This window comes from Luteibacter yeojuensis, assembly GCF_011742875.1.
Classification (GTDB): domain Bacteria; phylum Pseudomonadota; class Gammaproteobacteria; order Xanthomonadales; family Rhodanobacteraceae; genus Luteibacter; species Luteibacter yeojuensis.
This window is the reverse complement of the sequence record NZ_JAAQTL010000003.1, coordinates 17,289-41,231: the sequence shown is the minus strand read 5'-3', so window position 1 is coordinate 41,231 and position 23,943 is coordinate 17,289. Positions and strand designations below refer to the sequence as shown.

The 23,943-nt window shown below is 68.2% G+C and carries 18 protein-coding genes; 12 read left to right on the top strand and 6 right to left on the bottom strand.

All coding sequences use genetic code 11. The annotated features are described in order from the left end of the window. Positions 1-119: 119 nt before the first annotated feature. Complete coding sequence (locus HBF32_RS17730) at positions 120-2,609, top strand: TonB-dependent receptor (protein WP_166701142.1); 2,490 nt, start codon at positions 120-122, stop codon at positions 2,607-2,609. Continuing rightward, entirely contained in the window at positions 2,609-4,102 is a 1,494-nt protein-coding gene (locus tag HBF32_RS17725; protein WP_166701141.1) for a CehA/McbA family metallohydrolase, read from the top strand. The genes HBF32_RS17730 and HBF32_RS17725 overlap by 1 nt, the downstream gene beginning before the upstream one ends. On the opposite strand, the gene HBF32_RS17720 is transcribed toward HBF32_RS17725, so the two are convergent. Next, positions 4,096-4,836 carry a ComF family protein gene (locus HBF32_RS17720; protein ID WP_166701140.1) on the bottom strand — a complete coding sequence of 247 codons (741 nt, stop codon included), beginning with the start codon at positions 4,834-4,836 and terminating at the stop codon, positions 4,096-4,098. The genes HBF32_RS17725 and HBF32_RS17720 overlap by 7 nt on opposite strands. A 15-nt stretch (positions 4,837-4,851) precedes the next feature. Continuing rightward, a complete protein-coding gene (locus HBF32_RS17715; RefSeq protein ID WP_166701139.1) occupies positions 4,852-5,058 on the bottom strand; it encodes a hypothetical protein in 207 nt (68 codons plus the stop codon). A gap of 139 nt (positions 5,059-5,197) precedes the next feature. Between HBF32_RS17715 and bioB the strand changes: the two genes are divergently transcribed. The 5 genes from bioB to bioC are packed head-to-tail and all read left to right on the top strand — an operon-like array spanning position 5,198 to position 9,836. Continuing rightward, positions 5,198-6,202 carry a biotin synthase BioB gene (gene bioB, locus HBF32_RS17710; protein ID WP_166701138.1) on the top strand — a complete coding sequence of 335 codons (1,005 nt, stop codon included), beginning with the start codon at positions 5,198-5,200 and terminating at the stop codon, positions 6,200-6,202. After that, positions 6,199-7,416, top strand: coding sequence for an aminotransferase class I/II-fold pyridoxal phosphate-dependent enzyme (locus tag HBF32_RS17705; RefSeq protein ID WP_166701137.1), 1,218 nt, complete (start codon positions 6,199-6,201; stop codon positions 7,414-7,416). The genes bioB and HBF32_RS17705 overlap by 4 nt, the downstream gene beginning before the upstream one ends. Before the next feature lie 28 nt (positions 7,417-7,444). Continuing rightward, positions 7,445-8,182 carry a sulfurtransferase gene (locus tag HBF32_RS17700; RefSeq protein ID WP_166701136.1) on the top strand — a complete coding sequence of 246 codons (738 nt, stop codon included), beginning with the start codon at positions 7,445-7,447 and terminating at the stop codon, positions 8,180-8,182. Continuing rightward, positions 8,179-8,952: a pimeloyl-ACP methyl ester esterase BioH gene (bioH, locus tag HBF32_RS17695; protein ID WP_166701135.1), complete on the top strand. Its 774-nt coding sequence runs from the start codon at positions 8,179-8,181 to the stop codon at positions 8,950-8,952. The genes HBF32_RS17700 and bioH overlap by 4 nt, the downstream gene beginning before the upstream one ends. Continuing rightward, positions 8,949-9,836 (top strand): malonyl-ACP O-methyltransferase BioC, encoded by an 888-nt coding sequence (bioC, locus tag HBF32_RS17690; RefSeq protein WP_166701134.1) that lies wholly within the window; start codon positions 8,949-8,951, stop codon positions 9,834-9,836. The genes bioH and bioC overlap by 4 nt, the downstream gene beginning before the upstream one ends. Before the next feature lie 81 nt (positions 9,837-9,917). Here the strand turns inward: bioC and HBF32_RS17685 are convergent, their stop codons facing one another. The 4 genes from HBF32_RS17685 to HBF32_RS17670 all read right to left on the bottom strand — a co-directional run bounded on the left by HBF32_RS17685 (position 9,918) and on the right by HBF32_RS17670 (position 13,485). After that, complete coding sequence (locus tag HBF32_RS17685; RefSeq protein ID WP_166701133.1) at positions 9,918-10,781, bottom strand: DUF72 domain-containing protein; 864 nt, start codon at positions 10,779-10,781, stop codon at positions 9,918-9,920. 46 nt (positions 10,782-10,827) lie between these two features. After that, positions 10,828-11,376 carry a DNA-3-methyladenine glycosylase I gene (locus HBF32_RS17680; protein WP_166701132.1) on the bottom strand — a complete coding sequence of 183 codons (549 nt, stop codon included), beginning with the start codon at positions 11,374-11,376 and terminating at the stop codon, positions 10,828-10,830. Positions 11,377-11,536: 160 nt separating this feature from the next. Further along, positions 11,537-12,484 (bottom strand): pyridoxal-phosphate dependent enzyme, encoded by a 948-nt coding sequence (locus HBF32_RS17675; RefSeq protein WP_166701131.1) that lies wholly within the window; start codon positions 12,482-12,484, stop codon positions 11,537-11,539. Continuing rightward, a complete protein-coding gene (locus HBF32_RS17670) occupies positions 12,481-13,485 on the bottom strand; it encodes an aldose 1-epimerase (RefSeq protein ID WP_166701130.1) in 1,005 nt (334 codons plus the stop codon). The genes HBF32_RS17675 and HBF32_RS17670 overlap by 4 nt, the downstream gene beginning before the upstream one ends. Positions 13,486-13,556: 71 nt before the next feature. Here HBF32_RS17670 and pepN point away from each other — a divergent pair, with 71 nt between their 5' ends. The 5 genes from pepN to HBF32_RS17645 all read left to right on the top strand — a co-directional run bounded on the left by pepN (position 13,557) and on the right by HBF32_RS17645 (position 23,892). After that, positions 13,557-16,205, top strand: coding sequence for an aminopeptidase N (gene pepN, locus HBF32_RS17665; protein ID WP_166701129.1), 2,649 nt, complete (start codon positions 13,557-13,559; stop codon positions 16,203-16,205). A gap of 487 nt (positions 16,206-16,692) precedes the next feature. Further along, on the top strand, positions 16,693-18,567 hold the full coding sequence (gene mnmG, locus HBF32_RS17660; protein ID WP_166701128.1) for a tRNA uridine-5-carboxymethylaminomethyl(34) synthesis enzyme MnmG: 1,875 nt from the start codon (positions 16,693-16,695) through the stop codon (positions 18,565-18,567). 139 nt (positions 18,568-18,706) lie between these two features. Next, on the top strand, positions 18,707-19,456 hold the full coding sequence (locus HBF32_RS17655; RefSeq protein ID WP_166701127.1) for an RDD family protein: 750 nt from the start codon (positions 18,707-18,709) through the stop codon (positions 19,454-19,456). Positions 19,457-19,545: 89 nt separating this feature from the next. Beyond that, positions 19,546-21,879 (top strand): Tex family protein, encoded by a 2,334-nt coding sequence (locus HBF32_RS17650; protein ID WP_166701126.1) that lies wholly within the window; start codon positions 19,546-19,548, stop codon positions 21,877-21,879. Positions 21,880-22,095: 216 nt separating this feature from the next. Further along, entirely contained in the window at positions 22,096-23,892 is a 1,797-nt protein-coding gene (locus HBF32_RS17645) for an autotransporter outer membrane beta-barrel domain-containing protein (RefSeq protein WP_166701125.1), read from the top strand. The last annotated feature ends 51 nt before the right edge of the window (positions 23,893-23,943 follow it).

The window sequence follows — 23,943 nt, the reverse complement described above, 5'->3', positions numbered from 1 at the left end:
CATCACTGACGCATAAGTTCCTCCGGGACGCGGACCCACGGAGTGGCCGCGGGCCGGCGCACGAATGCGCGGTCCGGGGGGAGGGTGCGCGCAGCCTCTATCCCCGGAAGACATCCAACATGCGTAATACCCTGCTCAGCCGCGCCGTGCGCACGGCGCTCGTCGGCGCGCTTCTCGTTTCCGCCGCGACCCATGCCCAGGACAGCAGTCCCGAGAAGAAGACGACGGACCTCGACAATGTCGTGGTCACCGCGCGTTCGGGTGTGGAAACCCGCACCAAGGCGGAAACCAGCTATTCGATCACCACGATCGACGAGGACCGCCTGCGCATGCAGGCGCCCACCAGCGTCACCGAGGCGGTGAAGTCGGTGCCGGGCTTCTGGGTGGAGTCGTCGGGCGGCGAAGCGTCGGGCAACATTCGCGCGCGCGGCATCCCCGTGGACGGTTACGGGTCGGTCACGCTGCTCGAGGATGGCATTCCCGTGCAGCACGACCCGGCGCTGGGTTACCTCAACGCCGACCAGGCATTCCGCCTCGACGAGACCATCGAGCGCGTCGAAGTCGTCCGCGGCGGCCCCTCGTCGATCTTCTACTCGAACGCTCCCGCCGGCGCGATCAACTTCATTCCGCGCAAGGTCGGCGACACGCCGGAAGGCCTGGTCAAGTATACGGTCGGCAATTACTCGCTGAATCGCCTGGACTTCTGGTATGGCACGCCGGTCGGCAGCGGCTGGAAGCTTGGCGTGGGCGGATTCTGGCGCGTGGACGACGGCATCCGCCGCCCGCAGTTCCACGCCGACGACGGCGGCCAGCTGCGCGCCACGCTGTCGAAGGAACTGGAGCATGGCGACATCAGCTTCGACGTGAAGCACATGGACGACAAGGTGGCCCTCTACCTCGGCATCCCCATGCGCACGAACGCCAACGGCGACATCCGCCCGGTGCCGGGCTTCAACGGCAACTACGGCACACTGGCCGGCCCGGACACCGAGCACGTGCTCATGCGCGAGGGTGACGGCAGCCTCTACAATTTCGACAACGACGAAGGCACCCACGTGAAGCGCACGCAGGTGTCGTTCAAGTTCGACCACGACCTTGGCGACGACTGGAAGCTGGCCGAGTCGATGCGTTACAGCACCACCGACACGCAGCGTAACGGCGTGTTCCCGAACGCCCTGCAGAGCGCCAGCTCGTTCATCGCGCAGGACACCAAGCGCCTGTCCGCCATCCCCGGCGCGACCGGCCTGCAGTTCCGCTACGTCGACAATCCCTCGCAGGTGTTCAACGTGGCCAACCAGAACGGCAATGGCCTGGTGGTGACCGAGGGCCTGCGCGGCGTGACGATGCCAGTCAACGAGTTCATCAACGACACGCGCGTGCTGCGCAAGTTCGAGTTCGGCGACCAGAGCCACGACGTCACGTTCGGCTACTACCACGCGAACTTCAACCAGGACTTCGGCCGCTATTCGTCGACGATGCTGACCGACGCCACCGACAACGCCCGCGCGCTCGACCTGGTGGGCGTGGACGCGAACGGCAATGTGCTCGGCTCGCTGACCGACCACGGCATCTACCGTTACGGCTATGAGTGGGAACACGCCAGCGGAAAGTCCGACACCAACGCCTTCTATGCCTCCGACGAATGGCAGGTGACGCCGGAACTGCGCATCGACGGCGGCCTGCGCTACGAGAAGGTGAACGTGAAGGGCTTCACCGAGGGCAAGAAGACCATCGACATCGGCGGTTCGCCGGCAGCGACCTCGGTCATCACGGGCAACGGCGTGCTCACGCACTACGACCAGTCCTTCGACAAGACCGGTTGGACGCTCGGCGCCAACTGGCAATTCTCGCCGCGCCAGGGGCTGTTCGCGCGCTGGACCTCGGCCTTCCGCCTGCCGAACCTCAGCACCTACATCACCAACCCGACCGCCACGCCGCTGCTGCAGACGATGGACCTGGCCGAGACCGGCTGGAAGTACAGCGACCGCTTCGTGGACCTTTACGCCACGGCCTTCTACACCAAGTACGACAACGTCAGCTTCACCAACAACGTCTTCGATCGCAACGGCAACACGTCCACGCCGCAGACCGGCTTCGCCAGCACGAAGACCTATGGTCTCGAGCTGGAAGGCACGCTGTACCCGACCAAGTGGTTCGACGTGCAGTTCAACGCCACGCTGCAGGATCCGAAGTACAAAGGCCTGAGCTATACCGACGTCGTCGCCAACGCGCCGGTGCTGCGCGATTACGACGACAACCAGCTCATCCGCGTACCGAAGGTCAGCTATCGCATCGTGCCGGGCGTGAACCTTCTCCAGGGCCGCCTGCGCCTGCAGGTGTCGTACGAGCACGAAGGCAAGCGTTATGTCGACACCGCGAACTCGGTGGTGTTGCCGTCGTACCACGTGGTCGGCGCAAGCGCCCGCTACGACGCCACGCAGCAGCTGTCGCTGTTCCTCTACGCCGACAACATCACCAACTCGCTGGGCCTGACCGAAGGCAACCCACGCGCCGGCGAACTGTTGAGCTCGGACGCGGGGGCCAACACGTTCATCGCCCGTCCCTTGCTCGGCCGCTCGTTCCGCCTTGCCGCGATGTATCGCTTCTGATGCGCGCCCTCCTCGGCATCGCGCTCGCCTGCTTCGCCGCCGCCGGCATGGCGGCGGAGCGGGCGCCGGACCTGGTCCTTCGGGGCCGGCTGTCCGGCGCGGACCAGCATACGTATCGCGAGGTTCCATTCGACGTGCCCAAGGGCACGTCGCGGATCACCGTCGACGTCGACTACACCGGCCGGGAGGAGCGGACCACGATCGACCTCGGCCTGCTCGGCCCCGGCGGGTTCGAGGCCCAGGACGGATTCCGCGGCTGGAGCGGGGGCACCAAGCGGCGTTTCACGGTGTCGGCCACGGATGCCACCGCCTCCTACCTGCCCGGCGCGATCGAACCCGGCAGATGGCGGCTGCTGCTCGGCATACCGAACATCCGGCCCGCCGCGAAGGCCGCGTACACCGCCAAGATCTGGCTTTCGCGCGACGACGAGGGCTTCGGTCCGGAACATGGACTCGGCGACGCGCTTTCCACGGACGAGCGCTGGTACCGCGGCGACCTGCACATGCATACCGCGCACAGCGACGGTGGCTGCCTGAACCTCTCGAAGACGAAGAAGGTGCCTTGCCCGCTGTTCCTCACCGTCGGTTCGGCGGCGAGGCGCGGCCTCGATTTCATCGCGGTGTCCGATCACAACACGATGTCGCAGGTTTCCGATCTGCGGGAAATGCAGCCTTACTTCGACACGATGCTGCTCATTCCCGCGCGCGAGATCACCACGTTCGAGGGTCACGCCAACCTGTTCGGCGTGTCGCGCACCGTGGATTTCCGCGTGGGCACGAAAGCGGTGCCGGACTGGAACGCCCTGCTCGCCGACGTTGCCCGCGCCCACGGCGTGATCTCGATCAACCACCCGAACCGGCCGAACGACGAGACCTGCATGGGTTGCGGGTTCACGCCGAAGAAGCCGGTGGACATGCGCGGTTTCCAGGCGATCGAGGCGATCAACGGGACGGACGTGCAACGCGCCGACACGGGTATCCCGTTCTGGGAGAAGCAGTTGAACGACGGCTTGCGCATCACGGCCATCGGCGGCAGCGACAGCCACATCGGCGCCGACGACCCGCGGGACCGGTTCGCCGGCACGATCGGCACGCCAACCACCGTGGTGCACGCGAAGGCGCTTTCCATGGAAGGCATCCTCGACGGAATCCGCGCGGGACACGTGTTCGTGGACGCGGAGGGGACGCGCGACCGTTCGCTCGACGTCATCGCCGGAGCCGGCACGGCGCAGGCGGGGATGGGTGACGATATCGCCTTGGGGGCGGGTGCCGTCATGCATGTCACCGTCCGGACGGCGGCGGTGCAAGGGCAGCGGCTGGTCGTGACGCTGGATGGAAAGCCGCTTGCCTCGATGGCGCAAGCCATCCCCGCGAACGGCGAGGCGACGTTCGACTGGACCGGCGACGGCAAGCCTCATTGGCTGCGCGTGGACGTGCGCTCGCCCGAGGGGAAGCTGCTGCTCCTTGGCAATCCTGTCTACGTGAATCACTGAGGCCGGCAGTCGCTATCGCGATGTCCCGGCAACGGCGTACGCGCCAGGGCCCACACATCGACCCGCTCGACGCCCGCCGCGAGCAGCACACGCGCACATTCCGCGAGTGTCGCCCCGGTCGTCATCACATCGTCGACGATCGCCACATGCTTCTGCGCCGGTAGGCGCCGCACGGCGAACGCCGCGCGTACGTTCGCGGCGCGCGAGGCGGCGTCGAGTTCCGTCTGCGCGCCTGTCCTGCGCGCACGGACCAGCACGTCGCAGGCCAGCGGCAATCGAAAGCGCCGCGCCAGCGGGCGGGCGAATTCCAGCGCCTGATTGTAGCCTCGCTTGCGGAGGCGGCCGGGATGCAGCGGCACCGGCACGAGGAGTTCGGGCATCAGCGGCGGCGGACCCGCCGCGAGCCAGCAGGTCGAGAGCACGCGTCCCGCGGCGAGGCTGGCGGAAAACTTGAAGCGGCTCTCGAGAGCGTCGAGCGGCCACGCATAGACGAAGGGAACCCATACGTCGTGCCAGGGCGGCGGCGTCCGCTGGCACGGCCCGCATATCGGCGCGGCCGACGACAGGGGCAGCGCGCAGCGCCCGCAACAGGCGAGATTGCGGACGAGGGAGCGCGCGCACCCGTCGCACAGCTCCCGGCTAGCGCTGCCGGGCCCCGCGCAGACGAGGCATCGCGGCGGAAGGACGAACCGCCCCGCCGCTGCCAGCCATGCCTTGATGGAGGACGCATCCATGCGTCGCGGGCGCGCTCAGACGCGCCGGCGGAACATCGCCGCGTCCACGATCGACCACAGGTGGATGATCCAGCCCAGCCAGATGACCCAGAGCACCGCGGCGAGCACGAACATGATCAGCGCCATGAAGACCCGCCCCTGGACCAGCTGCCCCAGGCCGGGGATGAAGAAACTGCAGATCGCGGCAAGCACGTTGCCGGTGCTGCCTTGTCCGTCGCTCATGCACGCACCTCCCAGGAAATCCCGGCTCCATCGTACGGCAGCCTTGCACCGAAGCAATGTAAACCTTAAACCGGTCATTAAGGTTGACAGTCCTCTCCGAGGTTTCCACACTTCGCGCCTTCACCCCCGGAAAACCGCCATGACCGCAGCCCTTCGCCACGACTGGTCCCGCGAGGAGGTCGAGAACCTTTTCGCCCTGCCGTTCAACGACCTGCTCTTCCAGGCCCAGACCGTCCACCGGCAATATCACGATCCCAACGCGGTGCAGGTCTCGACCCTGCTCTCGATCAAGACCGGCGGCTGTCCCGAGGACTGTGCCTACTGCCCGCAAGCGGCGCGCTACGCCACCGGCGTGAAGGCCGAGAAGCTGATGAGCGTGGAAGCCGTGCTCGCCAGGGCGCAGGCTGCCAAGGAGGCGGGTGCGAGCCGCTTCTGCATGGGCGCGGCGTGGCGCTCGCCGAAGGATCGCGACGTGGCCAAGGTGGCCGAGATCGTGAGCGCCGTGAAGGGACTGGGCCTGCAGACCTGCGCGACGCTGGGCATGCTTACCCAACCGCAGGCCGATACGCTGAAGGCGGCCGGGCTCGATTTCTACAACCACAACCTGGACACCTCGCCCGACTTCTACGGCGAGATCATCCACACGCGCGAGTACCAGGACCGCCTGGATACACTGGAACACGTGCGCGAGGCCGGCCTGAAGACCTGTTGCGGCGGCATCGTCGGCATGGGCGAGTCGCGCGCCCAGCGCGCCGGGCTGCTCGCCACCCTCGCCAACCTGCCGGAACACCCGGAGTCGGTGCCGATCAACCGCCTCGTGCAGGTGGCCGGCACACCGCTCGCCGGCACCGAGGCACTGGATCCATTCGAGTTCGTACGCAGTATCGCCGTCGCGCGCATCCTCATGCCCGCATCCGTGGTGCGCCTGTCGGCTGGACGCGAAACGATGGACGACGCCTTGCAGGCACTGTGCTTCGCCGCCGGCGCCAACTCGATCTTTTACGGCGAGAAGCTGCTCACCACCGGCAATCCCGACGTGGAACACGACCGCCGCCTGTTCGAACGACTCGGCCTGAAGCCGATGGAGGTCGAGATCGAGCCGGGCACGGTGCATGCCGACATCGTGGAGCCCGCGGAGGCGTGAACCGGCCGGATCTCCTCGTCCGCCTGGAAAGCGCGCGCGCTGCGCGCGAACAGGCGGGGCTGCTGCGTCGCGCGCGCACCTGCGACGCGCTCGGCAGCCGCCGTTTTGTTCGCGGCAAAACGCTGACGGATTTCTGCGGTAACGACTACCTCGGCCTCGCCGGCCATCGCGACCTGGTCGCGGCGTTGTCGCGGACGGCCGCCGCGGAGGGCGTGGGCACCGGCGCCGCGCACCTGGTGTCAGGGCACCGGGGCGAGCACGCGGCGCTCGAGGAAGAACTTGCCGACTGGACGGGTCGCGAGCGCGCCCTGCTGTTCTCCACGGGCGTGATGGCGAACCTCGGCGCATTGCAGGCCCTGCTCGGTGCGGGCGCGATGCCCGTCTGGGGCCGCGGCGCGTCGTTGTGCGTGCAGGACCGGCTCAACCACGCCAGCCTGATCGACGGTGCCCAGCTTGCCGGTGCCGAACTGCGGCGCTATCCCCACGGCGATGCCGACGGCGCGGCGCGGCAACTCGACGCGCGGACGGGACTTCCCGCGATGATCGCCACCGATGGCGTGTTCAGCATGGACGGCGATGTGGCGCCCCTCACCGCCCTGGCCGAGGTCTGCCGCACCCGCACCGCCTTGCTCTATGTCGACGATGCCCATGGCCTGGGGGTGCTCGGCCCCCAGGGCGCCGGATCGGTGAGCGCCGCCGGCCTCGGCACGGCCGAGGTTCCCGTCCTGATGGGCACGCTCGGCAAGGCGCTGGGCTGCGCGGGCGCCTTCGTGGCGGGCGACGCCGCCGTGATCGAGGCCATCGCCCAGTTTGCCCGCACCTATGTCTATACGACCGCGATGCCCGCGGCGCTTGCCGCCGCCACGCGGGCGGCGGTCCGCCTGGCCCGCTTCGACCGCGACGGGCGCCGCGAGCGGCTCGCCGCGAACATCGCGCGCTTCCGCGCCGGTGCCGCCCAGTTGGGCCTGCCCCTCATGGCCTCCGGCACGGCGATCCAGCCCCTGCCGATGGGCACGCCCGCGGCGGCAAGCGCCGCGGCGGCCGCGCTGGAGGCCGCGGGATTCCTGGTCGTTGCGATCCGCCCGCCCACGGTGCCGCGCGACGGCGCACGCCTCCGCATCACCCTCTCGGCCCTGCACACGGCGGACCGGATCGACGCCCTGCTGGAGGCCCTGACCCGCCTGCCCCGCCCCGTCGAGAGTGCGGTCGTATAATGACCGGTCGCACACCCCGGCCCCACGCATGACGATCCTCAATATTTCCGCCTACAAGTTCGTCGGCCTCGACGACCTGGCGAGCCTGCGGGAGCGGATCGTCGAGTGCTGCGAGGCGCTCGCGCTGAAAGGTACGATCCTGCTCGCGCCGGAGGGCATCAACCTGTTCCTGGCCGCGCCGCGCGCGGCGGTCGACACCTTCCTGGCCTGGCTGCGCGAGGACCCGCGCTTCGCCGACATCGTTCCGAAAGAAAGCCTGTCCGACGCGCCGCCGTTCGCCCGCATGCGTGTGCGCCTGAAGAAGGAAATCATCACCATGCGCGCGCCGGCCATCCGCCCTGCGGAAGGGCGGGCGCCGCACGTGCTGCCCCGAGACCTGCGCCGCTGGCTCGACCAGGGCCACGACGACGCCGGCCGCGCGGTGGTACTGCTCGACACGCGCAACGATTACGAAGTGGCGGCCGGCACGTTCGAGAACACCGTCGAATACGGCCTGTCCAGCTTCACCGGCTTCCCCGCCGCCGTCGCCGCCGATCGCGAACGCTTCGAGGGCAAGACCGTCGTGTCGTTCTGCACGGGCGGCATTCGCTGCGAGAAGGCCGCGATCCACATGCGCGACCTCGGCATCGAGAACGTGTTCCAGCTCGAAGGCGGCATCCTCAAGTACTTCGAGGAGGTGGGCGGCGCCCACTGGCGCGGCGACTGCTTCGTCTTCGACGGCCGTGGCGCCCTCGACCCCTCGCTGGCACCGAGCGACTCGCCATGAGTGCCCTGCATATCGAAACCCACGGCAGCGGTACGATCCCGCTGGTGATGATCCACGGCTGGGCCATGCACGGCGGCATCCTCGCCCCGCTGGTCGAGGCGCTGGCCGACCGCTTCACCATGTACGTGGTGGACCTGCCGGGTCACGGCTATTCGCGCCAGGCCGACATCCCGCTGGAACCGCTGGCGTGCGCCCGCGCCATTGCCGCGAATACGCCACCGGCGGTCTGGCTCGGGTGGTCGATGGGCGGACTGGTGGCGCTCGGCGCCGCGCTGGATCTGCCCGAAGCCGTGCGCGCCGTCGTTCCCCTGTGCTCGACGCCGCGCTTCGTGCGTGGCGACGACTGGCCGCACGGCAATGACGCCGCCATGGTGCACAAGCTCGCCGCCGACCTCGAGACCGACTACAAGGCTACCGTGGAGCGCTTCATCGCCCTCGAGGCCATGGGCAGTGCCGACCCGCGCGCCGAGGCGCGGCGGCTCAAAGAGGACGCGTTCTCGCGCGGCGAACCCGATCCGCGCGTACTCATGGAAGGCCTCCGCCTGCTCGAAGCCACCGACCTGCGCCCACGGCTTGCCGGGCTCCGCCAGCCCAACCTCTGGATGGCCGGCCGGCGCGACCGCATCGTGCATCCCGAGGCGATGCGCTGGTCCGCGGAGGCGGCGGAAGGCCGCTTCGAGGAGATCGCGCACGCGGGACACGCCCCCTTCATTGGACACGCCGCCGTGGTGGCGGACGTCCTGACACGATTCGTCGACGCACACCCATGAGCGACTTCCATTTCGACCGCCGCCAGGTCCGCCGCAACTTCGGTCGCGCCGCGGGCACGTACGAGAAACACGACGCGCTCCAGCGCGAGGTTCAGTCGACGCTCGTCGACCGCCTCGACATCTACGAACAGGCGCCCGAGGTGGTGCTGGACGTGGGTGCCGGCACGGGCCGGGGCAGCGCGGCGCTGAAGAAGCGCTATCCGAAGGCGCAGGTGATCGCCATCGATCTCGCCCTGCCGATGCTCAGGCAGGCGAAGCATCACGCCGGATGGCTGAAACCGTTCGGCCGCGTCGTCGCGGACGCTTACACATTACCGGTACCCGACCACAGCGTGGACGTACTGTTCTCGAACCTCTGCTTCCAGTGGTGCGAAGACCTGCCCCGCCTCTTCGCCGAATGCGCGCGCGTGCTGAAGCCCGGCGGGCTGCTCACCTTCTCCACCTTCGGTCCCGATACGCTGACCGAGCTGCGCGCCGCCTGGGCGGCCGCGGACCAGCAGGCGCACGTGGCGCGCTTCCTCGACATGCACGACGTGGGCGACGCGATGCTCGCGCAGGGATTGAAGGACCCGGTGCTGTTCGCCGAGCGCTACACGCTGACCTATCCGACACCTCGCGCACTGCTCGACGAGTTGAAGGGTCTGGGCGCGAACAACGCGGATGCGGATCGTCCGCGCGGCCTTACGGGCAAGCAGCACTATCGCCGCATGATCGATGCCTACGAGGCGATGCGCGTCGACGGCGTCATTCCGTCGACATGGGAAGTGGTGGCGGCCCACGCCTGGGGCCCGCCCGCGGGCCAGTCGCGCCGCGAAGGCAGTGGCGAGATCGCCAGCTTCCCGATCGAGAACCTGCGCGGGTCGCGGCGGAAGACACCGTTCTGATCCGCGCACGCGGGATCTGGACACTTCTCGATATTCCCCGATCCGGCAGCGCTTCTGTGGGAGCCACCTCGGGCAACCCGTTCAGAGCGTCGCGATCAGCGTGTGCGCGTCGCGTGGCGCCTTGACCTTCATGTCGTTGTCGAAATAGACGTAGACGTCGCGCGATGCGCGCTTCGGCGGTGCGGATCGGGCGATGCGCGGATCGCGGGCCGGCTGCGCGCCGCGGCGCCATGCGCGGATGCGCCGGGCCCAATCGTCGAGCGCCCTGTCGCCGTAGCCGCTTGCATAAAGCTTCTTGTCGCCATGCAGGCGCACGTAGACGAACGGTGCCGTCACGTCGAAGTAGCGCGGGAACTTGCCCGCCGTATCGGCGACGACGAAGGCGACCCCGTACTTGCGCAACAGGGCGACGAACGAGGGATCGACGAAGCTGTCGTGCCGGATTTCGACCGCATGACGAAGCCGATGGTTGCGCCCGACCTCCAGATACGCCTCGTGCTTGAGGTGTGCGTCATGGCCCCGACCCATCCTGGCCGCGTCCGCCGTCGTGCGCGGCAGCATGGCGAGGAAGTCCTCGAATACGCCGGGATCGAATCGGAAGTTGGGCGGGAACTGCCAGAGGATCGGGCCAAGCTTTTCGCGCAAGGCAAGCACACCCGAGGCGAAGAAGTTCGCCATGGGCTTTTCGATGTGACGGAGGCGCTTGTTGTGGGTGATGAAGCGTGGCCCCTTCACGGCGAAGACGAAGCCGCGCGGGGTCTGCTCGTACCATGCGCGATAGCTTTCCGGACGCTGCAGCGAATAGAAGGAGCCGTTGATCTCGATCGTTGGAAACGCACGCGAGGCGAACGCCAGCTCGTCCCGTTGGACGAGGTCTTTCGGATAGAAGACGCCACGCCATGGGGCGTAGCGCCAGCCGGAAATACCGATCCGTGTCTTGGCCATGCGCGCATGGCAACGCGAAGCCGGTGCAGCCGCGGTGAATACGGCGTCAGCACCGACGAAAGCACGCCTGTACGTGGTCGTCCACCATGCCCACCGACTGCATCGCGGCATAACAGATCGTGCTGCCGGCGAAGCGGAAACCCCGCTTCCGCAGGGCGGCGCTCATGCGATCGGAAGCCTCGTCGACGACGGGGATGGAATCGCCCTCGCGATGGAAGTTCACCTTGGGCACACCGCCGACGAACGACCAGAGAAACGCGGAGAACGAGCCCTCGTCTTCGGCGATGCGCAACGCGACGCGCGCGTTCGAGCGGATGGCGTCGAGCTTCAGGCGATTGCGGATCACGGCGCGGTCGGCCCGTACCGCGGCGAGTTCCGCATCGCTCATGGCGGCGACGCGGGCGATGTCGAACCCGTGGAATGCGCGCCGAAACGCATCGCGCTTGGTCAGTACGATGCGCCACGCCAGGCCGGCCTGGACCCCGCGCAGCGCCAGCCCTTCGAAGAGCAGCCGGTCGTCGTGGACCGGCGTGCCCCATTCGGTATCGTGATAGACGCGTTCCGCGTCGCTCTGCTCGGCCCATGCGCAACGCATAGCCACCCCGTGAACATTCCTGGAAGGAGAGGCGAGGTTATCGCCCACCCCATCCCGGCGATGTCCGCTCGGAGCGCGGCCCCCTGTGCGCGTCCATGGGGCCGATGCACCGCAAGGCGCTGTCATCCACGCTGGGCGTCACCCACACGATGGGCTTCGGTCACCAGGGCAAGGCGTCCAGATCGACGTTGCCGCCGGTCAGGACCGCTCCGATCCGGCGCCCGGCGAAACGCTCCGGATAACGCAGGGCCGCGGCCAGTACGGTCGCACTCGACACCTCCACGACGATGCGCAACTCGCTCCACAGCAGCTTCATCGCTTCGACCGCCTCCGCGTCGCTCACCCGCAGCACGGTGACGCCATGGTCGCGCAGCGCGTGGAAGTTCGGTTCGCCGACCAGCGTACGCAGGCCGTCGCAGATGGTATCGGCGACGAATGGCCCGACGCGTCGCCCGGATTCCAGCGAACGTGCCGTATCGTCCGCGCCTTCCGGCTCGGCACCGAAGAGCGCGATGCCGGGGTCGCTGCCGTGGGCCGCGATCGAGCATCCCGATGCAAGGCCACCGCCGCCGACGGGAAAGAGCACCGTATCCAGTCCGGGCGCCTGGCGGAACAGCTCCGGCACGAGGGTGCCCTGCCCGGCCATGACCCGCGCGTCGGCGTAGGGATGGACCAGGGTGGCCCCGGTGGCGGCCTGGACCTCGGCCGCCGCCGCCTCGCGCGCGGCGGTGGTCGGTGCGCAGCGATGGACGGTGGCGCCAGCGGCGAGGATCGCATCCACCTTCGCCTTCACCGCCCCGTCCGGCACCACCACGTGCGCCGGAATGCCGCGCGTGCGCGCGGCCATCGCGAGGGCGTTGCCGTGGTTGCCTGAGGAGTGCGTCACGACACCGTTCACCGCCTCCTCGTCGGTCAGCGACCACACGGCGTTGGTGGCACCGCGGAACTTGAAGGCCCCGCCACGCTGCAGGTTCTCGCACTTGAAGACGATCGGCGCACCGACCAGCGTATCGATGCGATCGCTGCGCAGCACCGGTGTGACCACCGCATGCGGCGCGATCCGCGCGGCGGCGTCGCGGATCTCCGCGAAGCTGGGAAGGGCGCTCACCGGTCGAACTCGACGCCGCAGACGAAACGGCGCTCCTGGGCGGGCGGCAGCGTGACCTGCGGCGTGCAGTCGTCGCGATTGAACGCGTCGGCCATGCACTCCATCGGTTCCAGTGCCACGGACTTGCGCGCATCGCGTTCGGCGGTATCCGACGTGAAGACGAGCATGACGCCCCTCTCCTGCCATACCGCGATGCCCGAGCCGCTCTTCGGATCGCGCAGGCGCGTGCGTGCGCGGCCATCCGCGTCGAGTTGGAGGTCCGCGTAGGTATGGTTCAACGCCGCATCGCCGATGGCGCGCGGCTTGCGGAAATCCACCCAGCGCTCGGCCTTGTCCAGCGCCTGCCATGCGCGCGTCCCGGGTACCGGGATGAAGTCCGTCCCGGTGGCGATCACCGTATCCGCCGGCACCTGGAGCTCCCAGCCTTCGATCGGGTTGTCCGAGAGGCGGAAATACGGATGCCAGCCGAAGAAGGTCGGCGCGGCGTGGTCGCCCACGTTGCGCGTCTTCGCCTCCACGGTCAGTCCCTTCTCGTCCAGCGTGAAGGCGACGGACACGTCGAGTGCGAAGGGGTAGCCTGGATGGGCCCCCGGTCTGATTGCCGCACTGAACAGCGTGACGGACGCGTGGTCATCGTTGGCATGCTCCCGCTGGATGTCGAAGAGTTCGCCGCGCAGGAAGCCGTGGCGGATGGCGCGGTCGGCACCCACGGCACCCGGCTGCAAATCGTAGGATTTTCCTTCAAACGTATAGCGCGCATCATTCACCCGGTTGGCGAACGGCGCCATGATCGCGAACCGCGATCCCTTGTGCGCCAGCAGTTCCTTCTCGTCCCGGAAACCGTCGGCGATATCGCACCGCGCCTCGGGCGGACAGGTGACGATCGACAGCACGGTGGCGCCGCGGCGGGCGATGCGAACCTCGCGGTCCGCGTCCGCGTCGACCAGCACCACCAGTTCCTGGTCGCCCAGGTTCGAACGCGTGACGGTGAAACGAGACATGGATGCCTTCCTTTTGACGGATTCGGACGCATGTTAGCCTGCCTCAGACCAAACAAAGCCGTTGTGCCGCCATGAGCGATCGTTCCGACGCCCCTACTTCCGTCATCCGTCTTGCCGACTACCGGCCGCCGGCCTGGACCGTGGAGCGGGTGGACCTTGCGTTCGACCTGGGCATCGACCGGACCGAGGTCGCGGCCACGCTCGAGCTGGTCCGCCAGGCCGACGAGCCCATGCGCCTGAACGGCGAGGGGCTGGAACTGCTCGAGTTGTCGGTGGACGGCCGGCGCCTGGGCGAGGGCGAATACATCCTGGCCAACGGCGTCCTTGAGATCGCCGTCGACGGCGACCGCTGCACCCTCGCCACGCGTGTGGCGATACGGCCGGCGGAAAACACGGCACTGGAAGGCCTTTACCTCTCCGGCAGTCGTGACAAGGGCTTCCTGCTGACGCAGTGCGAAGCCGAAGGGTTCCGCCACATCACCTTCTTCCCCGACCGCCCGGACGTGCTTTCCCGCTACACGGTCACGCTTCGTGCCGACAGGGCGCGCTTCCCGGTCCTGCTGGCCGGCGGCAATCCCGACGGCGCGGGCGAGCTGGGCGACGGGCGGCATTGGGCGCGCTTCGTCGATCCGCATCCGAAACCCAGTTACCTCTTCGCCGTGGTGGCCGGACGTCTCGAGCGGATCAGCCACGACTACACCACGGCCGACGGGCGTGCCGTGGCCCTGCACATCTGGGCCGAGGCCGACGTGATCGACCGCTGCGGCTACGCGATGGATTCGCTGATCCGTTCGATGCAGTGGGACGAGCGCACGTACGGAAGAAATTACGATCTCGATGTGTTCCATGTCGTCGCCACGCACGACTTCAACATGGGCGCGATGGAGAACAAGGGCCTCAACATCTTCAATGCGAAGTACCTGCTGGCGGATCCCGATTCGAGCACCGACGACGAATACCGCCACGTCGAGGCCGTGGTGGCCCACGAGTATTTCCACAACTGGAGCGGCAACCGCGTCACCTGCCGCGACTGGTTCCAGCTCAGCCTGAAGGAAGGGCTTACCGTGTTCCGCGAGCAGAGCTTTTCCGCGGACATGAATTCGGCCCCGCTGAAGCGTATCGAAGACGTCGCGCTGCTGCGCCGCGCACAGTTCCCCGAGGATGCCGGTCCGCTGTCCCATCCGGTGCGACCGTCGCAGTACAGCGAGATCAACAACTTCTACACGGCCACCGTCTACGAGAAAGGGTCGGAGCTGGTCCGCATGCTGGCCGGCCACCTCGGCCGCGACGGCTTCCGCAAGGGCATGGACCTCTACTTCGCACGGCACGACGGACAGGCCGCCACCATCGAGGATTTCCTCAAGGCGCTTGGCGACGCGAACGATGCGGACCTCTCGCCGTACCTCGCCTGGTACGGACAGGCGGGCACGCCGCGACTGACCGCGGAAGGCCGCTTCGACGCCGCGCAGCGGCGCTACCGTCTCACGCTGCGCCAGCGCACGCCCGCCACCGCCGGCCAGCCGGCGAAGCAGGCCGTGCCCATTCCGGTGCGCCTGTCGCTGTTCGACCATTCGGGCGCGGCGCTTCCGCTGCGCCTGGAAGGCGAGGATCGCGCCGGGGACACCGAGCGCACGGTCGTGCTCGACGGCGCGGAGCACGCTTTCGTCTTCGAGGACATCGACGCGGCGCCCGTGCCTTCGTTGCTGCGCGGGTTCTCCGCGCCGGTGATCCTGGAATGCGATTACCTCCCCGGCGAGCTGGCCATCCTGCTCCGCCACGATCCGGACGGATTCAACCGCTGGGAGGCGGGGCAGCAGCTCGCCGGGCTGGCTTACGACGACTGCCGGGACGGCAACGTGGACGGCTCGGCGCTGCGGGCCTGGACCCGGGCCCTGGCCGACCTGTTCGCCGGCGGCGGCGTGGACGACGCGTTGCTGGCCGAGCTGCTCACGCCTCCGGGCGAGATCGAACTGGTCGAACGCCAGGCGGAACGCGATCCGGAACGCATCCGCATCGCCCGCCAGGCGATGCTGCGGGCCCTGGCGCGACGGATCGGCGCGGAGCCCCTGCGCGAGCGCTACGAACAGCTGAGGGCCGCGACCAGCGCGGCATTGGACGCGCCAAGCCAGGCACAGCGCCAGCTGAAGCGCCGCCTGCTCGACCTGCTCGCGCTCGTGGACCCGGCGGGTGCCGCGGAACGGGCCCTCGCCCAGTACGGGCAGGCACCGGGCATGACCGACCGTCTCGCCGCCCTCGCCACCGTGGCCACCTACGCATCGCCGTCGGCGGAGGAGCCGATCGCGCACTTCCGCAGGCGTTACGACGGCAACGCGCTCGCGCTCGACAAGTGGTTCGCCATGCAGGCGATGCTGCCGGGCGCGGAAGCGCTGGCGCGCGTCCAGGCGCTGGAAGGGGACCCGGCCTTCACCCTGAAAAACCCGAATCGCGTGCAGTCGCTCCTGGGCAGTTTCGCCCGGGCGAATCCCACCGGCTTCCATCGCGCGGACGGGGCCGCCTACCGCTGGCTGGCGGACCGCCTGGTGGCGATCGACGCGCTGAATCCGCAGGTGGCCGCACGGATCGCCACGGCCTTCAACGGCTGGAAGCGCCTGGAACCGGTGCGCAGGGAGGCGGCCCATGCGGTGGTGGCGGGCCTGGCCGCGCGAACCGATCTCTCGCGCGACCTCACCGACATCCTGGCTCGCGTCGCGCTTGGGTAACTTCCGGGACGCTGTTCAGAACTTTCGTAGGTGTCTTTCAGCAAAAACTGACGCACTGCGTCACCAAATGCCGAAACAGAGCACCTTTTTGACGTAAAAGTCACACACGGTTCATTCGGAAAGTGTACCTTTGGCTCAACGAAGAAAGCCGCGGCCAAAGCCGCGGCTCTTCGTGCCAGTCACTCGGTTTCTGGCGCCCGGCAGCACGGTCATCCTGGATTCCCCCTGTTCCTGAGACCGCCGGGCGCCAGATCTCATTCCCAGGACCACGCTGGTGGCCTGGATGAACCGAACGGGGCATCCGTGCCCACATCCCGCTTCCCTCTCCCGGCACTCGGCCAAACCCCTGTGTTCGGCCTCGGCGCGCGGATGATCGCGCAGCGTCTGCCCGGAAGAAGTGCATCCAGGAACAAGCACGACCCATGCCACCCAGGGGTTGAGCAAGGGCGTAAAATCGTCGGTCCGGCACCCGAAGCCCATCGAACCCATGCTGCATAACGAAACCTACGACGTGATCGTGGTCGGTGGCGGACACGCCGGCACCGAAGCCGCCCTCGCCTCGGCCCGAGCCGGTGCGCGCACGCTGCTGCTCAGCCATAACATCGAAACGATCGGCCAGATGAGCTGCAACCCGGCCATCGGCGGCATCGGCAAGGGGCACCTGGTCAAGGAGATCGACGCGCTGGGCGGCGCCATGGGCGCCGCCGCGGATCGCGCCGGCATCCAGTGGCGCACGCTCAACGCCTCGAAGGGTCCGGCCGTGCGCGCCACGCGCTGCCAGGCGGACCGCGCGCTGTACAAAGCCGCCATCCGCTCGATCGTGGAGACGCAGCCGAACCTCCTGCTCTTCCAGCAGGCGGTGGACGACCTCATCCTGATCGACGGCCGCGTCGCCGGCGTGCGCACGCAGATGGGCCTGGATTTCCATGCGCCGGCGGTGGTGCTCACCGCGGGCACCTTCCTCGCCGGAAAGATCCACATCGGCCAGGCGCAGTACGCCGGCGGCCGCGCCGGCGATCCCCCCGCATCGACACTCGCCGCGAAACTGCGCGAGCTGCCGGTCGCCGCCGACCGTCTGAAGACCGGTACGCCCCCACGCATCGACAGCCGCAGCATCGATTTTTCGGTGCTCGAGGAACAACCCGGCGACGATCCGATGCCGCATTTTTCCTTCATGGGCTCGGCTGCCCACCACCCGCGCCAGGTCAGCTGCTGGATCACGCATACGACCGAGGCCACGCACGATCTCATCCGCGGGTCGCTGGACCGCTCGCCGCTGTACAGCGGCCAGATCGAAGGCGTCGGCCCGCGGTATTGCCCCTCGATCGAGGACAAGGTGGTCCGCTTCGCGGACAAGACCTCGCACCAGATCTTCGTGGAGCCCGAAGGCCTCGACACGTTCGAAATCTATCCGAACGGCATCTCCACGTCGCTGCCGTTCGACGTGCAGTACGCGCTGGTGCGCTCGATCCCCGGATTCGAGCGTGCACACATCACCCGCCCCGGCTACGCCATCGAGTACGACTACTTCGATCCGCGCGGACTGCATCCGTGGCTGGAAACCAAGGGCATCCCGGGCCTGTATTTCGCCGGGCAGATCAACGGCACCACCGGTTACGAGGAAGCGGGCGCGCAGGGCCTCGTCGCCGGCATGAACGCGGCGCTGGCCGTGCGCGGCGACGCGCCCTGGTATCCGCGGCGCGACGAAGCCTACATCGGCGTGCTCATCGACGACCTGACCACGAACGGCACGATCGAGCCCTATCGCATGTTCACCTCGCGCGCCGAATACCGGTTGCACCTGCGCGAGGACAATGCCGACCTGCGCCTCACGCCTCAGGGCCATGCCCGCGGCGTCGTGTCGGACGAACGCTTGCATCGCCTCGAGGCGAAGCGCGAGGCCGTCGAGCGCGAAGGCGCTCGCCTGCGCGGGCTCTGGGCCGCCCCCGGTAACGCGCTGGGCGCGGCCATCCAGCGCTCGGTGGGCGTGGCCGTCAGCCGCGAAACTCACGCACTCGACCTGCTGCGCCGCCCGGAAATGAACTACGCCACGCTCACCTCGGTGCCCGAGCTGGGGCCACCCGTGGACGACGCCGAGGTGGCCACCCAGGTCGAGGTGCAGGCGAAATATTCGGGCTACCTCGAGCGCCAGCGCGAGGAGATCGACCGCCAGCGCCGACACGAGTCCACCGCGATTCCCGAAGGCTTCGATTACGACCGCGTCCGCGGGCTGTCGGCGGAGGTGCTGCTGAAGCTCAAGCGCTCGTTGCCGACCACCATCGGCCAGGCCTCGCGCATCAGCGGCGTCACACCCGCGGCGATCTCGCTGCTCCTGGTCCACCTGAAACGCCGCGCCGCCTGAGTGTTTCTGTGGGAGCCGCCATAACGGCGAGAAGCCAACGAGGCGACGAAGCGGTAAGGCAGGGTCTCGTCGCCGCCATGGTGGCTCCTGCAATTTCTGTATCTGGCATCATTCCGGTATCGAGCTAGGAAGGAACACCATGCAGGTCTGGATCGGACGGAACGGCGAGCGCTTCGGCCCTTACGAAGAGGGCGAGGTGCGGCAATGGCTGCGCGACGGCACCTGCCGTCCGGACGAGCTGGGCTGGTACGAAGGCATGACCGACTGGCGACCGCTCGGCGAGCTGTACCCCGACGACCGCCCCGCCATGGGCAGCGTGCCTCCCGTACCGCCGCCCTTCATGGGCGTGACCGATGTGGCGGAACCCGAGTACGCCGGTTTCTGGCTGCGGTTCGGCGCCTGGGTGATCGACTACCTGATCCTGATGGTGCCTTTCACCGTGATCAGCCTGAGCATGGGCCTTGGCGCGGCGATGACCACGCTGCTCAGCCAGTTCGAGAACGACCAGGCGGCGGCGCTGGCGGCCTACGCGGCCGCGCTCCAACCGATCACCTTCGTGCTGCTGACGCTCGGTTTCGTCTATTACGCGTTCTTCGAGAGCTCGAAGTGGCAGGCCACCCCCGGCAAGATGGCCGTGGGCATCCGCGTCACCGATACCGAGGGTCGCCGCATCAGCGTGGCGCGTGCGGCGGGCCGCAACGCCATCCGCCTCGTGAACGCATTCACCTTCCTCGTGCCGATGATCTTCTACGTCACGGCCGCCTTTACCCAGCGCAAGCAGGGCGTACACGACCTGCTGGCCAGCACCTACGTGTTGACCGGCCGCGCCGATAAGACGGTGGCCGCACCCGCGCCACGCGGCGGCCACGGGGGCAGCTTCGACGCCTGAGGCGGGCGGCCTCCGCGCGACGACGCGCTTCCGCGGGGGTCTTCCCGTGCTTGCTATCATCGGCGATCCGGCAAGTCACAAGAAGACCCATGCAGAGCATCGAACAACGTATTGCCCAGGATATCGCCGCGAAGCCCGACCAGGTGCGCGCGGCGGTGGAACTCCTCGACGGCGGCGCCACCGTGCCGTTCATCGCACGCTACCGCAAGGAAGTCACCGGCGGCCTCGACGACACCCAGCTGCGCCTGCTCGAGGAGCGGCTGCGCTACCTGCGCGAACTCGAGGACCGGCGTGCCGCGATCCTGGACAGCATCGCCGAGCAGGGCAAGATGACCGACGCCCTGCGCGCCGATATCCTCGGCGCCGATACCAAGGCGCGCCTGGAAGACCTCTACCTGCCCTACAAGCCCAAGCGCCGCACGAAGGCGCAGATCGCCCGCGAGGCCGGCCTGGAGCCGCTGGCGTTCGGCCTGCGCGAGGATCCCACGCTGGATCCGGAAACCTTCGCCGCGGGTTTCGTCGATGCGGAAAAGGGTGTCGCCGACGCCAAGGCCGCACTCGACGGCGCCCGCGCCATCCTGATGGAGACGATCGCCGAGGACGCCGCCCTGGTGGGCGAGCTGCGCGACTGGCTCTGGGAGAAAGGACAGATCCGCGCCACCGTGGTCGCCGGCAAGGAGAACGAGGGCGCGAAGTTCCGCGACTACTTCGACCACGTCGAGCCGGTCGCGAAGATTCCTTCGCACCGCCTGCTGGCGCTGATGCGCGCGCGTAACGAGGGCGTGCTCGAGATCGACCTGAATCCCGGCGTGGACGCCGATCAGGGCCACGCCGAGGGCGAAGGCCGCGTCGCGGCGCGCGCGGACATCGTGGATCGCGGCCGCCCCGCCGATGCGTGGTTGCGCGAGACCGTGCGCCTCACCTGGCGGGTGAAGCTGCACCTGCACCTGACCCTCGACCTCTTCGGACGCGTGCGCGAAGGCGCCGAAGACGAAGCCATCCGCGTATTCGGCGAAAACCTCAAGGATCTGCTGCTCGCGGCACCCGCAGGCACCAAGACCGTCATGGGTCTCGATCCCGGCATCCGCACCGGCTGCAAGATCGCCATCGTGGATGCGACCGGCAAGCTGCTCGCCTACGACACGATCTATCCGCACGAACCGCGCAACCAGTGGGACCAGTCCATCGCACGCATCGCGCAGCTGTCGAAACAGCACGGCGTGAACCTCGTCGCGATCGGCAACGGCACGGCCTCGCGAGAAACCGACAAGCTCGTCGGCGAGGTCATGCGCAAGCACGCCGACCTCGGTCTTTCGAAGGTCGTGGTGAGCGAAGCCGGCGCCTCGGTGTATTCCGCATCGGAACTCGCCGCGAAGGAATTCCCGGATCTCGACGTGTCGATCCGCGGCGCCGTCTCGATCGCGCGCCGCTTGCAGGATCCGCTCGCCGAACTCGTGAAGATCGAACCCAAGGCGATCGGCGTGGGCCAGTACCAGCACGACGTGAACCAGGTGAAGCTCGCCCGCGCGCTGGACGCACGCGTCGAGGATTGCGTGAACGCGGTCGGCGTCGACGTGAACACCGCCTCCGCCCCGCTGCTCGCGCGCGTGGCCGGCCTGTCCGCCAGCGTGGCCGAGAACGTGGTGAAGCACCGCGACGCGAACGGCCCCTTCCCCAGCCGCAAGGACCTGCTCAAGGTGCCGCGCCTGGGCGACAAGGCGTTCGAACAGTGCGCCGGCTTCCTCCGCATCACCGGCGGCAGCAATCCGCTGGATGCCAGTTCGGTGCATCCCGAGGCTTATCCCGTCGTTGAGCGGATCCTCAAGCAGTGCGGTCGCGAAGTGAAGCAGGTGATCGGCGACACGTCGTTCCTGCGCGGCCTGAAGGCCGAGTCCTTCACCGACGACACGTTCGGTCTGCCGACGGTGCGCGACATCCTGAAGGAGCTGGAAAAGCCGGGCCGCGATCCGCGTCCGGAATTCGTGGCGCCCAGCTTCGCCGAGGGCGTCGAAGACCTGAAGGACCTCAAGGTGGGCATGGTGCTGGAAGGCCGCGTCACCAACGTGGCCGCATTCGGCGCCTTCGTGGACATCGGCGTCCACCAGGACGGCCTGGTCCACGTCTCGGCGCTGTCGCACACGTTCGTCAAGGACCCGCGCGATGCGGTGAAGGCCGGCGACATCGTCAAGGTGAAGGTCATGGAAGTCGACCTCCCGCGCAAGCGCATCGCCCTCAGCATGCGGCTGGACGACGTGCCAGGCGAAGCCCGCGGCGGCCGTCCCGCCCAGCGCGACGAGGCGCCGGGCGGGGGCAACCGTCGCGGCGGCGGTCAGGGCGGCCGTCCGCCGCAGCCGCCGAAGGCGAGCACGCCGCCCGCCAACAGCGCCTTCGCCGACGCATTCTCGAAAGCCTTGAAGAAATAACTCAAGCCTTTTTCCTGTAGGAGCCGCCATGGCGGCGAGGGCACGACACCTCGCCGCTTCACTGCTTCGTGCGCTTCTCGCCGCCATGGCGGCTCCTACAGGGGCCCCGGCCTACACCGGACGATCATCCCATCCCTGCTACCGCGGCGCAGCATGCGCTAGCGTATGGCTTCGATTACCGTAACGTTTCTCTAACGCCCCACACGGAGTGTCCTTATGCGAATTCGTCATCTTGCCGGTGCCATCGGTGCCGCCCTTCTCTTCAGTGCCGGGGCGCACGCCGACGGATACCAGCAGATCGTGTCGTTCGGCGACAGCCTGAGCGATAACGGCAATGTCGCCATCCTTTCCGGCTCCCCGGTGATCACCCGCTTCACCACCAACCCGGGCACCGTCGCGGTCGAGAACATCGCGAAGCACTTCAACCTGTCGCTGGCGCCCTCGCTCCAGGGCGGCACGGACTACGCCTTCGGCGGAGCGCGCGCAGCCATCGCCAACCCGACGCCGGCCACCTCCGCCCAGGTCCAGCAGTACCTCGCGGCCAACGGCGGCAAGGCCAATCCGAATGCGCTGTACACCATGTGGGTCGGTGCCAACGACCTGCTCGCCGCCGTGCAGAATCCGGCGACCGCCCAGGTGACCGTGGCCACCGCCGCGACGAACGAAGTCGGCCAGATCAAGGCCCTCCAGGCCGCGGGCGCGAAGACCATCGTGGTCTTCAACCTGCCAGACGTCGGCAAGACGCCGGCCGCCCTCTCGCAGGGTGCCGCCGCCTCGGCCGGCATCACCCAGCTCACCCAGGTCTACAACGGTGTGCTCACCGCAGGCCTGGCCTCGGCCAACCGCGGCATCGTGCCGATCGACACCTACGCCCTGCTCAACGAGGTCATCGCGAGCCCCGGTACCTACGGCTTCGCCAACGTGACCGTGCCGGCCTGCACCACGGCCAGCTCGATCACCTGCTCGCCGGCCACCCTGCGCGACCCGAACGCGGCCGGCACCTACCTGTTCGCCGACGGCATCCATCCGACCACCGCCGCGCACGCGCTGCTCGGCCAGTATGCCATCTCGGTGATCACGGCCCCGCAGCAGATCTCGCTGCTGGGCGAAGCAGGCCTCGCGTCGAACGCCGCCCATGTGCGCACGCTGCGCAACCAGATGATGGCCGACAACTTCGGCGCCGACTCGCGCTTCTTCGCGGCGGTCGACTACGGCCAGCAGAAGTTCAAGAACACCGACACCTCGCCGAAGACCGACAGCGACAACGTCAACCTGACGATCGGCGCCGATGCCCGCGTCAACGACCATGTGTCGGTCGGCGTGGCGATGGGCATCGCGCAGTCGAAGGCCGACTTCCAGGGTGGCGGCGGTTACAAGATGCAGGACATCGCCGGCTCGGGTTACGCCTTCTATCACAACGGTGGCGGCTACGCCGGCGCTTTCGTCAGCTTCGGCCAGCTGAGCTTCACCGACATCGATCGCCGCATCGACCTGGGCACCGCCCGGCGCACCGAGACCGGCAAGACCGACGGCTCTCATGTCGGCGCCGGCCTGAGCGGCGGCTGGTGGTTCGGCAGCGAATCGCTGAAGACCGGCCCGTTCGTGGCGGTGGAAGTCGAGCAGCTGCGCGTCGCCGGCTACGAGGAGCGCAACAACACCAGCACCGCCATGCGCTTCGGCAGGCAGACCCGCAACGCACGCATCGAGACTGCCGGCTGGCGTCTCCAGGGTGCCTGGCAGTCGGGCAACACGATGCTGCGCCCGTTCGCGGAAGTGGCCTACAACCACGATGGCCGTGCCGAGGACCGCACCGTCACCGCGGGTCTGATGAGCATGGCCGGCCAGTTCAGCGTGCAGGGCTTCACGCCCGACAAGACCTGGATGACCGCCGACCTCGGCCTCACCGCCGACTTCAACCGGAGCTGGAGCGGCTGGGTCAGCTACAGCGGCCGCTTCGGCGACGACACGCAGAGATACAACGGCCTGAACCTCGGCGTGAAGCTGGCGTTCTGACGCGAGTCGCCAGATTCCCACCTTCTCAGGAACGACGCCCCTGTCGCTCCT

Excerpts from the sequence above, each read along its gene's own strand:
- bioH (WP_166701135.1), top strand. The coding sequence starts at position 8,179 with ATGAGTGCCCTGCATATCGAAACCCACGGCAGCGGTACGATCCCGCTG.
- HBF32_RS17725 (WP_166701141.1), top strand. The coding sequence starts at position 2,609 with ATGCGCGCCCTCCTCGGCATCGCGCTCGCCTGCTTCGCCGCCGCCGGC.
- HBF32_RS17700 (WP_166701136.1), top strand. The coding sequence starts at position 7,445 with ATGACGATCCTCAATATTTCCGCCTACAAGTTCGTCGGCCTCGACGAC.
- HBF32_RS17645 (WP_166701125.1), top strand. The coding sequence starts at position 22,096 with ATGCGAATTCGTCATCTTGCCGGTGCCATCGGTGCCGCCCTTCTCTTC.
- HBF32_RS17670 (WP_166701130.1), bottom strand. The coding sequence starts at position 13,485 with ATGTCTCGTTTCACCGTCACGCGTTCGAACCTGGGCGACCAGGAACTG.
- HBF32_RS17685 (WP_166701133.1), bottom strand. The coding sequence starts at position 10,781 with ATGGCCAAGACACGGATCGGTATTTCCGGCTGGCGCTACGCCCCATGG.
- pepN (WP_166701129.1), top strand. The coding sequence starts at position 13,557 with ATGAGCGATCGTTCCGACGCCCCTACTTCCGTCATCCGTCTTGCCGAC.
- HBF32_RS17680 (WP_166701132.1), bottom strand. The coding sequence starts at position 11,376 with ATGCGTTGCGCATGGGCCGAGCAGAGCGACGCGGAACGCGTCTATCAC.
- bioC (WP_166701134.1), top strand. The coding sequence starts at position 8,949 with ATGAGCGACTTCCATTTCGACCGCCGCCAGGTCCGCCGCAACTTCGGT.
- mnmG (WP_166701128.1), top strand. The coding sequence starts at position 16,693 with ATGCTGCATAACGAAACCTACGACGTGATCGTGGTCGGTGGCGGACAC.
- HBF32_RS17720 (WP_166701140.1), bottom strand. The coding sequence starts at position 4,836 with ATGGATGCGTCCTCCATCAAGGCATGGCTGGCAGCGGCGGGGCGGTTC.
- HBF32_RS17730 (WP_166701142.1), top strand. The coding sequence starts at position 120 with ATGCGTAATACCCTGCTCAGCCGCGCCGTGCGCACGGCGCTCGTCGGC.
- HBF32_RS17655 (WP_166701127.1), top strand. The coding sequence starts at position 18,707 with ATGCAGGTCTGGATCGGACGGAACGGCGAGCGCTTCGGCCCTTACGAA.
- HBF32_RS17715 (WP_166701139.1), bottom strand. The coding sequence starts at position 5,058 with ATGAGCGACGGACAAGGCAGCACCGGCAACGTGCTTGCCGCGATCTGC.
- HBF32_RS17650 (WP_166701126.1), top strand. The coding sequence starts at position 19,546 with ATGCAGAGCATCGAACAACGTATTGCCCAGGATATCGCCGCGAAGCCC.
- bioB (WP_166701138.1), top strand. The coding sequence starts at position 5,198 with ATGACCGCAGCCCTTCGCCACGACTGGTCCCGCGAGGAGGTCGAGAAC.